Origin of the sequence: Staphylococcus auricularis (assembly GCF_051172115.1) — a bacterium.
Lineage (GTDB): Bacteria > Bacillota > Bacilli > Staphylococcales > Staphylococcaceae > Staphylococcus > Staphylococcus auricularis_A.
Genome location: NZ_JBPIZN010000003.1, coordinates 181854 through 195864, shown reverse-complemented (window position 1 = coordinate 195864; position 14011 = coordinate 181854). Strand labels below are relative to the sequence as shown.

At 38.0% G+C, this 14011-nt stretch carries 10 protein-coding genes and 3 pseudogenes; 6 read left to right on the top strand and 7 right to left on the bottom strand.

The genetic code is table 11. The features are described from left to right. Positions 1-74: 74 nt before the first annotated feature. Positions 75-1445: pseudogene (locus ACSBRB_RS07370) on the bottom strand (CitMHS family transporter). A 235-nt stretch (positions 1446-1680) separates the two neighbouring features. Here ACSBRB_RS07370 and ACSBRB_RS07365 point away from each other — a divergent pair. The 5 genes from ACSBRB_RS07365 (at position 1681) to ACSBRB_RS07345 (ending at position 6072) form a co-directional block, all read left to right on the top strand. Then, positions 1681-2274, top strand: a complete 594-nt coding sequence (locus ACSBRB_RS07365; RefSeq protein WP_435032258.1) for a YdeI/OmpD-associated family protein — start codon at positions 1681-1683, stop codon at positions 2272-2274. 350 nt (positions 2275-2624) lie between these two features. Further along, positions 2625-3794, top strand: a complete 1170-nt coding sequence (locus ACSBRB_RS07360; RefSeq protein WP_435032257.1) for a betaine/proline/choline family ABC transporter ATP-binding protein — start codon at positions 2625-2627, stop codon at positions 3792-3794. Beyond that, positions 3791-4426 (top strand): ABC transporter permease, encoded by a 636-nt coding sequence (locus tag ACSBRB_RS07355; protein ID WP_107392821.1) that lies wholly within the window; start codon positions 3791-3793, stop codon positions 4424-4426. The genes ACSBRB_RS07360 and ACSBRB_RS07355 overlap by 4 nt, the downstream gene beginning before the upstream one ends. 21 nt (positions 4427-4447) lie before the next feature. Continuing rightward, on the top strand, positions 4448-5395 hold the full coding sequence (locus ACSBRB_RS07350; protein WP_435032351.1) for an osmoprotectant ABC transporter substrate-binding protein: 948 nt from the start codon (positions 4448-4450) through the stop codon (positions 5393-5395). Continuing rightward, on the top strand, positions 5395-6072 hold the full coding sequence (locus ACSBRB_RS07345; protein WP_435032256.1) for an ABC transporter permease: 678 nt from the start codon (positions 5395-5397) through the stop codon (positions 6070-6072). The genes ACSBRB_RS07350 and ACSBRB_RS07345 overlap by 1 nt, the downstream gene beginning before the upstream one ends. 45 nt (positions 6073-6117) lie before the next feature. Here ACSBRB_RS07345 and ACSBRB_RS07340 read toward each other — a convergent pair. The 6 genes and pseudogenes from ACSBRB_RS07340 to ACSBRB_RS07315 all read right to left on the bottom strand — a co-directional run bounded on the left by ACSBRB_RS07340 (position 6118) and on the right by ACSBRB_RS07315 (position 11983). Next, positions 6118-7155 (bottom strand): annotated as a pseudogene (locus ACSBRB_RS07340) (acyl-CoA dehydrogenase). A 302-nt stretch (positions 7156-7457) separates the two neighbouring features. Beyond that, positions 7458-7970, bottom strand: coding sequence for a DUF4242 domain-containing protein (locus ACSBRB_RS07335; RefSeq protein WP_150888469.1), 513 nt, complete (start codon positions 7968-7970; stop codon positions 7458-7460). A gap of 214 nt (positions 7971-8184) precedes the next feature. Continuing rightward, positions 8185-8886: an antiholin-like protein LrgB gene (gene lrgB / locus ACSBRB_RS07330; protein WP_435032255.1), complete on the bottom strand. Its 702-nt coding sequence runs from the start codon at positions 8884-8886 to the stop codon at positions 8185-8187. Beyond that, positions 8883-9344, bottom strand: a complete 462-nt coding sequence (lrgA, locus tag ACSBRB_RS07325; RefSeq protein WP_435032254.1) for an antiholin-like murein hydrolase modulator LrgA — start codon at positions 9342-9344, stop codon at positions 8883-8885. The genes lrgB and lrgA overlap by 4 nt, the downstream gene beginning before the upstream one ends. Before the next feature lie 118 nt (positions 9345-9462). After that, positions 9463-10227, bottom strand: coding sequence for a response regulator transcription factor LytR (locus ACSBRB_RS07320; RefSeq protein ID WP_435032253.1), 765 nt, complete (start codon positions 10225-10227; stop codon positions 9463-9465). Position 10228: 1 nt separating this feature from the next. Then, the gene (locus ACSBRB_RS07315) at positions 10229-11983 is read right to left on the bottom strand and encodes a LytS/YhcK type 5TM receptor domain-containing protein (protein ID WP_435032252.1); all 1755 of its coding nucleotides are present in this window, start codon (positions 11981-11983) and stop codon (positions 10229-10231) included. Positions 11984-12484: 501 nt separating this feature from the next. Between ACSBRB_RS07315 and ACSBRB_RS07310 the strand changes: the two are divergent. Then, a pseudogene (locus ACSBRB_RS07310) lies at positions 12485-13876 on the top strand (MFS transporter). Positions 13877-14011: the final 135 nt, after the last annotated feature.

Here is a 14011-nt window from a genome sequence, read left to right as displayed (position 1 = left end):
AAAAAGGGTAAAGCGATGTGGCGTGAATGAAGCTATGGTTACTTTATTTCGTCACATCGCTTTTTTATGGCATCTTAAACTGTGACAACACCGATGAGTACTGCAATGAAAAGCAGTACAATCGCAAAGCCCCAGATTCAGAAAAAGGCATATTTAATATAAGTGCCCATGTTCGCTTCGGCTAAACCGACTGCGAGCCATAATGCAGGTGAGAAGGGACTCACAAAAGTACCGACAATATTGCCGATAATCATAGCGTAGGCGGTCGATACGTTAGGAATACCAAACTGACTTGCTGTTTGTTCAACAACTGGAAGTAATGCAAAGTAATAGGCGTCGGTACTTGTTAATAAATCTAAAGGTACGCCGAAGATTCCGACGATAATATGAATATAAGGACCTACGGCATCTGGAATGATTTTAATAAAATTCACCGCAATCGCTTTAAGCATGCCAGTTTCGTTCAACACGCCGAGGAACATTCCAGCTGCGATGATGACTGCTGCCATCATTAAAGCATTCGGTGCATGTGCTTTTAGTCTGTTCATTTGTTCGTCGACATCACCAAAATTAATAATCAGCGCAAGTGCGACACCAATCATAAATGCGAATTCAGGTGGCGCGATATCAAGCAACATGACTGCGATGATGGTGATAGTGAGTACCGCATTGATCCATAAAATACTGGGATGTTGCTTTGCACGCCCACGTACAGGAAATTTAATATCCTGATCGTGTTCGTATTGTGTAATAATTCTGCTAATGTCCAAATCTTCTAAGTTGGTTACTTCACCAGCTTGAACGGCTTTACGAATACGTTTTTGTTCTCTAAAACCTAGGAAAGTGGCGAAGATTAAAATGAGTACAAAGCCGATCAATTGGACGGGTAAAATGCCATACCATAGTTCATTGACATTTTCTGCTTTGATGACTGAAGCGGTTCTTGCCATGGGTCCACCCCACGGAATCATATTCATTAATGCTGCGCTTAAACCTAGTATCAAAAGTAATAAGTAGCGATTCATATTGAGTGCTTTATATAAAGGGAGTAATGCAGGAATAGACAATAAAAACGTTGTTGCACCAGCACCATCGAGTTGCGCAAACATCCCGACGAGTGCCGTTACAATACTGACGACCACTACATTTCCTCGTGTTAAAATAATCAATCGTTTAATTAAAGGTTTGAATAAACCGCTATCTGACATGATGCCAAAGAAGATAATAGCGAAAATGAACATGAGCACGACGTTCATGACCCGCTCGAGTCCACTGTTAAAAAAGCTCACTAAATCGCCAATATGATAACCGAGTAACAATGCGCCGATACTTGGAATTAAGATCACACCAACGATTGGACTGATACGTTTAGCGATCAATAACCCAACGATAGAGCCAATGATAAGAATGCCAATAATTGTTAACCATAATGTGTCGTTTTGCATCTATAGGCCTCCTAGCTGTAAATCAAATGATGTAATATTTATCTGAATTTTTTGAAATAATTATACCATAATCCGATTGAATAAATAGAAAAGTTATATAAGTATTTCTAATAGAGAATGATAACCATTATTAATTACATAATCATATTATAATATATTTGCCGGAAGTCATAAATAATAAAAAGATGAAACATGATATAATTGCCTCAAATATACAGTGAAGTGAGGTCACAAAGTGAAACAACAATTGAATGAAGAAGTCAATGAATATATCGCGCAGTTGAAAAAGTGGCAAGATGAAATTATATTCTTGCGCAGTATTGTAAACGAGAGAGAATTAACGGAAACATTTAAGTGGAAACATCCTTGTTATACATACAATGAGAAAAACGTCGTAATAATCCAAGAGTTTAAACACTATTGTGCACTGTTATTTGAAAAAGGTGTATTGATGAAAGATCAATATGGTTCATTAATTCAACAGACGAAAAATGTGCAAGCAGCCCGCCAATTATGTTTTGAAAGCTTAGCGGAAATCGAACAGCGAAAAGAAGAGATTGAATGGTATATTGGGGACGCAATACGTGTAGAAGCATCTGGTGAAAAGGTTCCAATGAAACGAACAGAAGACTTTGATATGCCCATAGAGTTACAACGGGAGCTCGATGCTCGACCTGAACTGAAAACTGCTTTCGAACAACTTACCCCAGGCAGACAACGCCAATATATATTACATATTGGTCAAGCTAAACGAGAAAGCACAAGACAACAGCGCGCAGAAAAATATATTCCACACATATTAGATGGAAAAGGTATGTATGATAAATAAAACGATATACACCAGAAGCTCAAAAGTCATCGCACATCCGTGCTTTAACTTTTGAGTTTTTTGTTTTGTCTTATTCACAAAAAAGCTTATGTCGCTATACAGAGTCAAATATGTTCAAAAAATTATTTGAATATACTTTCTAAGAATTAAAGTCATACTTTATTACATTTTAATTTAGTATACATTTGACTTTATCGCTGAATAGTTCAAAATAGATAGAAGAGGTTACGGCACCCATGGGACAGATAACTATGCCTTAAATAAACCTATCGATCTACCTTGTAAGCGGTCTCGCATCGCTTCCCAATGCAGGGTGGATTTTAAAATGTTGAATAGAAAGGATTTGAGACATGTTAAGTATAAAAAATTTATCCAAAGTGTATGCAGGGGGTAAAAAAGCAGTCGACAATATTTCAATCGACATTGAAAATGGCTCGTTTGTCGCTTTTATTGGGACGAGCGGCAGCGGGAAAACGACGGCTTTAAGAATGATTAATCGAATGATAGAAGCGACTGAGGGACAAATTACGATGGATGGTAAAGATGTGCGTAACATGAATCCGGTAGCGTTACGTAGAAGTATCGGTTATGTCATCCAACAAATCGGATTAATGCCACATATGACCATTAAGGAAAATATTGTGTTGGTACCTAAACTATTAAAATGGTCTCAGGAAAAGAAAGACAAAAAAGCCAAAGAGTTAATTAAATTGGTTGATTTACCTGAGTCTTATTTAGATCGTTATCCATCCCAACTTTCTGGTGGGCAACAACAACGTATTGGGGTTGTACGTGCCTTAGCGGCAGAACAAGATGTCATTTTAATGGACGAACCATTTGGGGCACTCGATCCAATTACACGTGATACATTACAGGACCTTGTGAAGTCATTACAACAACAACTAGGTAAAACAGTTATTTTTGTCACACATGATATGGATGAAGCTATCAAACTTGCTGATAAAATTTGTATTATGTCTGAAGGGAAAATCATACAATACGATACGCCAGATAATATTTTAAGAGCACCAGCGAACGATTTCGTGCGTGAATTTATCGGTCAAAACCGTTTGATTCAAGACCGTCCAAATATTCGTACGGTAGAAGATGCGATGATTAAACCGGTCACTGTTGAAGCGGATCAAAGTTTAAACGATGCGGTAAGCATTATGCGTGAACGCCGCGTAGATACAATCTTTGTCATCGATCAACAACAACGCTTACTTGGCTATCTTGACATTGAAGATATTAATCAAGGTTTACGCGCGAATAAAGAATTGATAGATACGATGCAACGTGATATTTATACCGTGAATGTGAATAGTAAGCTACAAGATTCTATGCGTACTATTTTGAAACGAAATGTGCGTAACGTTCCTGTAGTAGATAAAGATGGGAAAACATTACTTGGTCTGATTACACGTTCTAACCTTGTAGATATTGTTTATGACAGTATTTGGGGTGAAGATACATCAACGACGGAAGAGGCGCAACAAGCATCAGGAGTTGAGCAAACATGATTCAATTCTTATCAGAAAATGCAGGCCAGTTATTTGAGAAAATGCTTGAGCACTTTTATATATCAGTCATTGCACTGCTCATCGCCGTTGTGGTTTCAGTGCCGATTGGTATTATGTTATCGAAGTTGAAGCGGACATCTAGCATCGTGCTCACGATTGCAGGTGTACTTCAAACGATTCCAACACTCGCAGTGCTTGCAGTGATGATTCCAATCTTTGGTGTAGGTAAAACACCTGCCATTATTGCACTTTTCATTTACGTCTTATTACCTATGTTGAATAATACAGTCTTAGGTGTCCAAAATATCGATCGTAACGTGAAAGATGCAGCCATCAGTATGGGGATGACACGCTTTCAACTGATGAAAGATATCGAATTACCACTAGCTTTACCAATGATTTTAAGTGGTATTCGCTTATCTTCCGTTTACGTAATCAGTTGGGCTACACTTGCCAGTTATGTCGGTGCAGGAGGTTTAGGAGACTTCGTTTTCAACGGGTTAAACCTTTATAACCCATACATGATTGTGAGCGCAGCTGTGTTAGTTACATTACTTGCGCTCATCGTAGACTTCTTACTTTCACTAGTTGAAAAATGGATTATACCTAAAGGACTTAAAGTATCTAGATAATAAGGAGGACAAAAAATGAACATGAAGCAACCTAAAAAATTATTCATTGTACTTGCTGTATGTCTGACTTTGTTATCTGGATGTAGCTTACCTGGTTTAGGTGGCGGTCAAGGTAATTCAGATGATGATGTTAGAATTACAGCGCTTGGAACGAGTGAGTCACAAATTATTTCACACATGTTGAGATTATTAATCGAACATGACACAGACGGAGACATAAAACCAACACTGATCAATAACTTAGGGTCAAGTACGATTCAACACAATGCGTTAGTGAATGGAGACGCAAACTTATCTGGTGCGCGTTATACAGGGACAGATTTAACAGGTGCACTGAAAGAAAATCCAATCAAGGATCCAGCTAAAGCAATGAAAGCAACACAAGAAGGCTTCCAAAAACAATACGATCAAAAATTCTTTGATTCATATGGTTTTGACAATACGTATGCCTTTCTCGTAACTAAAGAAACTGCTGAAAAATATGATTTAGAAACAGTGTCTGATTTAGCAGACCACAGTGATGAATTGGCATTAGGCGCAGATAGCTCTTGGTTAAAACGTGAAGGCGATGGTTACCCTTCATTTAAAAAAGCATATGGCATTGAATTTGACGATATCAGTTCTATGCAGATCGGGCTTGTATATGATGCCTTGCATTCAGGTAATTTAGATGTTGCGGTTGGGTATTCTACCGATGGACGTATCGCATCATATGATTTGAAGGTATTAAAAGATGAAAAACACTTCTTCCCACCTTATGATGCGAGTGCAGTCGCAACGAATGACTTATTAAAAGCACATCCAGAATTAGAACCCATCATTGATAAATTAACGGATCAAATTTCTACCGAAGAGATGCAACAGTTGAATTACAAAGTCGATGGTGAAGGTAAAGAACCAGTCATCGTAGCAGAAGACTTTTTGAAAAAACATCATTACTTTGATGATAAGAAAGGGGATAACAACTAATGGACGGTAACTTATTACAACAGCTCGCAGATTACTATGCTGTGAACTTTGGATATCTTTGGGATTTATTTATCAAGCACTTATTGATGTCCGTTTACGGCGTGTTATTTGGAGCTATCGTAGGTATTCCAGTCGGTATCCTCATCGCACGTTATGCAAAACTCTCTTCAGTCATCATTACGATCGCAAATATTATTCAAACCGTGCCTGTCATCGCCATGTTAGCGATGCTCATGTTGGTCATGGGACTCGGTACGAATACCGTCGTCCTCACTGTATTCTTATATGCCTTGTTACCTATTATTAAAAACACGTATACTGGTATTGTCGGTGTAGATGAGAATATTAAAGATGCCGGTAAAGGGATGGGCATGACACGCAATCAAGTGTTGCGGATGATTGAATTACCACTTTCACTCTCAGTGATATTAGGTGGCATTCGCATTGCGCTTGTCGTAGCTATCGGTGTTGTTGCTGTAGGTTCATTTATCGGAGCATCTACACTTGGAGATATTGTAATCAGAGGTACAAATGCGACAGATGGTACAACATTTATCTTAGCAGGTGCGATACCGATCGCTTTGATTGCGGTATTGATAGACCTTGGATTAAGAGGACTCGAAAAATTATTAGATCCAGTTAAACGGACAAAATCACTTAAAGAAGAAACAATCTAATCATAAAAATTACCCACTGGCAACGATGTCAGTGGGTGTTTTTTATTAATGGACGAGTTCAGCTTCAAGTTTACTTAAATGACGTAATGTTGGCGTTAATGCAGCAAAGAAAAAGCCTTCTTTGAGTTTACGTGCTTGTGGGGCAGTTGGCGCATATGCGCGAGAACCACCGTTGACCATAGACGCTTGATTGACCTCTAATAACAGGTATCCTGCTGCTTTTTTCAACTGAATGAGTTCTAATAAGTAGTCATCTAATGTATCAGCATGGTCTGTGATGATTTGATAATAACGTTGATGGAGCGTTTGATACTGTTGTTCAAAGCCATTAATGTCGTACGAGAGATCATTTTGCGCATTTGTATGAGGTTCGATCAGGTCTAAAGATGAACGGATGGAACCAAGTGCAATCGGAATTTGTAATGCGATGAATGTCGGGCGAATCTTAGCTGCGAACGTTTTACCTTCTCTACTAATGATTTGAGACTGATCAATGTGCACGTCATCAAATGTCACGCTATATGTGCCTGAACCATTCACACCTAAAAAGTTGTCTTTAATTGCAAGTGAAATACCGGGTTGGTTCGCTTGGGCGATGAACATCACAAGTTCAGGTGATTCAGAATCTTGATCTGTCGATTGTGAGATCGCACCAAAGTAATGATCTTCATCTAAGTTACTCACTGCAGGTAACACGCCATTCACAATTAGGTCATCACCTTGTTTGGTATGTGTTAAGTTCAGCTTTTCTAAATCACTAAAGGACTTCATAGGATTAGATAGACCGGTTGCACCCATGATTGCTCCAGTTAAGAGTTGTTGTTGCAATGTTTGATTAAAGCGTGGTTTATCTGCGTTTCTTAAGTATGTAGAAAATGCGAGTTGGCACTATAAGCAAAAGGCGGTCGTTAAGCAAGATTGACCCACGCGTTCAACGACTTGTGCATTTTGTTTCAGATCCGTTTCTGAAATATATTGTTGTTTGAATAATTCAGAGATGAAGGATTTTGGATAATAGCGACCTTCATCGATATTCACTAAATGTGGATCGAGTTGTTTTTGTATGAGTGTTTCTAATGTCATGGGGTTCCCTCCCTCTTTGTTATGACTATCTCACTTGTTCTGAACGAAGTGCTTGAACACTGAGATATATGAAAATGGGGCTATGTTGATTAAAACTGTGCATTCTTATTAGGAAACTAAGAATTAAAAATAAGGAAAAAGGGCGGTAGATGAACTTTAATCTCATATATGAGTAAAAGTGTGTATTCATAAAATGAGATTAAGGTTTGATCGCCCTTTAATTTACAAGACACGTTTACATATTTTAGTGGTTTACGAAATCAAAACGTCCTTTGAATAATCACACAAATTTCAAGCGTGGATTAAATTTTTTCAATGTCGTCAATGGGTGTGTCGACCGCTTTACGTGCACGGCGAACCGCATCTTCATCCGGTGCGTCATACAGGCAGATACATTTAGACATATCTTCGCAAACGTAAGTACGTTGGAATTGAACTTCTGGCACTTCTTCGTAATGTACAGAATTTTTCTTCTTACGTGCTAAGTATTGGTCCATTGTAATACCTTCTGGGATATTCCAAGTTACGAGGTAATCGATATTGACGTCACCTTGTTTCACTTCGTCTAAAGTTTTACCAACAAGACGAACTTCTTTCGTTAAATTGATAGAAATATCTGCATCTTCTAAAAATTTTTTAGCTGTTGCTTCGTCATCAGCTTCTACGATGAAGTAACCATGTGTTAAATTTTCAGTCGCTTGAACCTCAACTAATGTAGGTGTTTCTGAATGGTTTAGTGTTTTCGCTTTATCTTCAAGCTCTTGTTTAGATGAAGCAAAAGATAAGTCGTTAGATTCTAATAAAAATAATGCCATAAATATAGCCTCCTGTTTCGTTGTATTATCGCTATAATGCTATAATTCTTATCAAGTTACAATGGATTAAAAATAAGAATTTACTGAAAATTATCTATAGAATATTGCGTGTATTGTATACGAAGGTAATAAGTTGAAATACCAAACAATAAAAAGAACGAGACATATCATTTTCAAAATCGATATGCCTCGATCAATATACATCTTGTTTTAGTTACAGTAGTGCAGCTTGCAAGAACGGTACGATGATGACCACGATGACACCGACTAACACAAGCGCGATACTCGCCATTGATTCTTCTGTTTCACCAAATTCTTGGGCTGAAGTAACACCTAATGAATGCCCACTCGTACCAAGCGCAAGACCTCTTGCCACTGGATCAGTAATGTGGAATAATCGGATCATTTTGGCACCTAAAGCGTAAATGATGACAGCGTTCAATATGACTGCAAGTGACGTTAACTCTTTGATACCACCGATGTCTTCAGAAACTGGTAAAGCAATCGCTGTTGTTGCACCTTGTGGTAACAGAGAAGCGATGATCGGCGTTGAGAATTGACAGAGCGCTGCAATCATAAAAATGAGTACCAGTGCAATGGTCGTTCCGATTGTCATACCACCGAAGATTTGTAACCAGAATTTTTTCAATACGGCGCGTTTTTTATAAAGTGGAATCGCAAAGCATATCGTTGCAGGTTCGAGGAAGAAGTTGATGATGTCTCCTCCAATTTTGTAATGCTCGTAGCTGATGCCTGTAATTTTAAGGAAAGCAACACCGACGACCATGCTGACGAACAGCGGTGCAAATAAGAAAAAGCCATTCGTCTTTTTAAATAAATAGGTTGCGATCATAAACGGAATGAGTGACAGTAAAATACCAAAGTAAGGTGTGTTAATTCCTAATGCTTCAATCATAATTTATCCTCCATTCCGCTATGAGAGGGCTTGTGATCTCTTTTTGTGACTTTGGTCATGAAAAATTGTGAGACAAAACCTGTACATAATAGTAATAAGATCGTTGAAACAATAATCATTAAAATAATGAGAATAGGGCTCGTACTCAATGCGTCCAATGAATTAATGACAGATATCCCAGCTGGCACAAAGAGGAAACCGATGTTATTTGTCAGCGCAGTACCTACAGATTCGACTTCTCCGAGTTTGACAATGCCAGTACATAAAGCGATGAATAATAACACAAGGCCGACGACTGATGCTGGCATAGGCACAGGAACCGCATGTTCAATCATTTTAGAGATGAGTAAAATAATGGCTAAGACTAAGACTTGATGAAAGAAATTGTATGTTTTGCTAGAGGTTGCATGTTGATTCTTAGAGGATTGCGTTGTATTTGTATCTGTACTATTTCCCATAAGAGGTCCTCCTCATATTGATCTTGGGGACATTATAATATGAAAACATACGATACATGTCGCTTTGTCGGTGAAATACAACATATGAGGCTGAAGTGCATAGATAAGCACCTCACTTTCATGATAAATGGAATTGTTGTTTAAACGCTTTCATGTAAGAGCGACTCACTTGAAATTTTAGTCCATCAGTCATTGTCAATTGGTACGTATAATTAAACCAAGGTTCAATGGTTTGAATGTGATTGATATTGACTAACGTCGCGCGATGAATGCGTATTAAATCATGTTGCTTGAGACGTGATTCATAATGGCTGAGTGGTTCAGTCGTCTCAAAGGTTCTGTCTGTGGTATAAATCGTTGTCGTACCTTGATTGACCGCAATAGCAATAATCTCATTGAAGTGGATTAAGTGGATGCGCTCATTTTCTTCAACGGGTAATACAGGAGTTTGCTTTGATGAGGCGGCCTCGGTCGTTTCTTGGGCGATTGTACTACTTTCATTCTGAGATTTAGCTTCGTGATAGATCGGTTGTTGTTCTACTTTTTGTAATGCTTGTGCGATTCGCTGTTGTTCGAACGGTTTTAAAATATAATCTGTTGCGTTTAATTCAAACGCTTTAACAGCGAAAGCGTGATGTGCAGTCGCGAAAATAACATGAGGAGGGTGATCCATTTGTTTAATTTTGGTTGCTAAATCCAAACCACTTTCATCCATCAGATTGATATCGATAAAAACAACATCGAATGTATGACATAACAACGCTTCTATGGCAGTTTGAATCGAATCTGCTTCGTCAATCGCTTCAAATGGGCGTATTTCTGTTAATAAATAACTAAGTTCATTACGCGCTAAAGGTTCGTCCTCTACGATTAAAGCTCTCACTTTATTGAGCCTCCTTTAATTGTTGATAGGGAAGGGTACAATCAATGCTCGTGCCTTCCGCTGTTGAATGAAAATGAAGATGTGCATCTTGACCAAATAATCCAATTAAGCGGCGGTTTAAATTCAAGAGCGCGCTACCTGTACCGGATTCAGAAGGTACGACACTTTGACCGAGTTGACTTAGTTGCGATTCAGGGATGCCGCGTCCATTATCTATTACGCAAAGATAAAGATTTTCGTTTTCGTGATGTGCCACCACGTTAATGTGATTATTGATTTTACGGTGTTTGAATGCGTGCTTAATTGCATTTTCAACTAAGATTTGAAGCACAAAAGGTGGAACTTGTGCCTGTTCACAACTTTCATCAATATCAAATGTCACTTCAAAGCGATCCGGATGCCGAGCCTGTTCTAATGATAGAAAGGCTTCTACTTGTTGTAATTCTTGTTCTAGTGTAATGATATTATCTCGCGCCCCTTGTAGATTAGAACGGAAGAATTGACTGAGTTGTAGTAATAACTTTCTCGCTTTTTCACTATTAATACGTATAAGTGCAGAAATGGTATTGATGGCATTAAAGAAGAAATGAGGGTTAACCTGTGCCTGTAATGATTTAATTTCTGCATCTCGTAACAAAGCACTTTGCATTTCAGCATGACCGAGTTCGAGTTGACTGGAAAAGATATTGGCTAAACCTGCAGCGAGCTGTTTATCTGCATGGGTGATCGTATTCCCTTCAGTGAAATAGAGCTTAAGTGTGCCGACAACCGAGTGATGCATGTATAAGGGCACGACGATAGCACCTTCTAACGGACAGGTCTCATGATCACAACCGATTTCAGCTTTGGAATGGGCTTCTTTCATCGTACCTGTTCGTATCGCTTCTTTAGAAAGATGGGTAATGATTGCTTTTTGAGGTTTATGGTGATCGCTTCCAGCCCCGATATGCGTTAAGATATCATGACGATTCGTAATCGCGACTGCTGAGACGTGCATTAAATCACGGATGATTGTCGCAGCTTCCTTAGCAGATTGTTCATTTAAACCTTCTCTAAAATAAGGCAACGTCGCATTCGCAAGTTGTAAGACGTCATGCGTTTGAACGGCTCGAGCCTGTTCCTCTTGTTTAAGCGTAGATAAGATAATAGATAAAAAGATTGCGGCACCAAGAGAATTAACACAGATCATAGGAAGTGCGATAAAGCGGACAAGTTCCCAAGCTGCAGAGATATCTTCTGAAAATATCAGAATGCACAACATTTGAATGACTTCACAAATGGCCCCGATGACGGCACCTTTTAATACAGTGGGATAACGGTGATTACGCATTGATTGTGCGCCAAAATAACCGGATAAAAGTCCGATAATGATTGAAGAAATAAGATAAGTATATGCATCTGCTCCCCCAATATAGACACGGAATAATCCAGAGATGATGGCGACAATGACTCCTACGACAGGGCCTCCAATTAATCCTGCTACACTAATCGATAACACACGGGTATTTGCCATTGAGGCCTCGGGATTTAAGTGTTGATACAAGAAATCACTCAAGATATGGTTTCCTTTAATTTCCACACCGGTAATATTAGAAACGAGTGCAAAGCACCCGAAGATGACCGTGAGTTGCCATTGTGCTCGGAAGGATTCCCGTTCGTTCATCATCTTTTTGAAATATGGAATATTCATTAGGATATAAGCTAAGATGATGATTAAACCCACACGTTCTATTAATAATATAAATAAATTTAACATGATTACACCTTATTTTTATGAGGTTCATTTTATATTAGACGTTCGCATTTTATAAATGCCACCATGATATAACGAGGAGGTGGTTTCTTATCATTCATTGGAAATGCGTCTTTAAATACATTATACATTAAATAAAACATGTTAATTACAGGTAATTACAAAATAGATGAAATCATTTTAGTAAAGTTTAATGACATTTATCAAAAAAGATATAATTTTTACAATTAATATACAGAAAACTATAGCAATATTTTAAAATTAGTGTTAATTTACACATATATATATAGGTTTTTGAAAAATTTGAAAATTTGTCGTGTTTTTTTAAGCATAGCATGGCATCTACTTACATATTAAATTAAGAAATCGTGAAAACGATTTTATTGGATAAACGATTTGAGTTTGCTATAGACATTTTAATTGTAAATTTCAGCTGTTATTGAAGGGTGTATAGTAGATTTGAATCTTTATATATAAGAGATTTTATTAGGGGGAAAATTCATCATGGATTCAAGTCAAACCATCAAAGGGGATAATCGACTTCTTTTAGGTATTTTTTTAGCTGTGATTACGTTTTGGCTATTCTCAAACTCTATTGTCAATATCGTAAATGATGTACAAACATCATTTAGTAGTAACGTATCAACAATTGGTACTGCTGTCAGTATCACTTCATTACTCTGTGGGTTACTCGTTGTAGGCTCTGGCGGTATGGCAGATCGTTACGGGCGTGTAAAGATGGTCTATATTGGACTCATCTTAAATATTATTGGTTCAATTCTCGTCATTTGTTCATCGTTTACAGTGTTATTAATTATAGGACGAAGTGTACAAGGCTTTTCTGCTGCATGTATTATGCCAGCGACGTTAGCCATCATCAACGAATATTATAAAGATAAAGAGCGCCAGCGTGCACTGAGCTATTGGTCTATCGCATCATGGGGTGGCACGGGGATTTCGACTTTCTTCGGTGGTATTGTAGCTACGAATTTAGGATGGCGTTATATTTTTGTATTCTCTATTATTGTTTCTATCGCTTCGATGTTGTTAATGAAGCATACACCTGAAACAAGAGGGGTTCAAACAGAAGCGTCACGTAAAGCACGTTTTGATATGGTTGGTTTAATCATTCTTGTCATCGCGATGCTCAGTATCAATTTAGTCATCACTCAATCTTCAACACTCGGTTTCTTTTCTCCGATTATTATCGGTTTACTCGCTTTATTTATATTAGCAGGGGTAGGATTCGTTTATTATGAAGACAAAGTTAAAAATCCGCTCATCGATCTCAACTTGTTTAAGCATAAAGCATACGTCGGTGCTACGCTCTCTAATTTTTTACTGAATGGGGTAGCTGGTTCACTCATTATCGCAAACACGTATTATCAATCTGGATTACGCTTTACATCGCAGCAATCAGGTTATATTTCACTCACTTATCTCTTCTCAGTGTTGATTATGATTCGCGTCGGTGAAAAGATTCTTCAACATGTGGGGCCGAAACGACCGATGATGATTGGGGCACTCCTGAATTCGATTGGCGTCATTTTACTGTGCCTCACATTTCTACCGACTCCATGGTATGTATTGAGTAGTGTGGTTGGTTACTTATTCTATGGTATGGGTCTCGGATTATAAGCAACACCTTCCACAGATACTGCAGTTGCAGCAGCACCGAGTGATAAAGTTGGAGTGGCCTCTGGGATTTATAAAATGGCCTCCTCTCTCGGTAATTCCTTTGGTCTCGCATTATCCGTTACGATCTTTACGATGGTTGCAGCTCAATCATCTACAGAAATAGGTGCAATGGTAGGACAAATGTTTAATGCTGCTTTAGGTGTGATTGCATTAATACTCATCTTTGTATTTGTTCCTAAACACTATATGAATAAGTGAGATACAAAAAATAAATGAATGCTTTAGCAGATTTTCAAAATAAGACGATTACTTGTCCTATGAATCCTTCTTTTCATAAAAATATATAAAAAACATTGAAAGCGATTTCTCAAAAAGCTTATAATAAAGCAAATG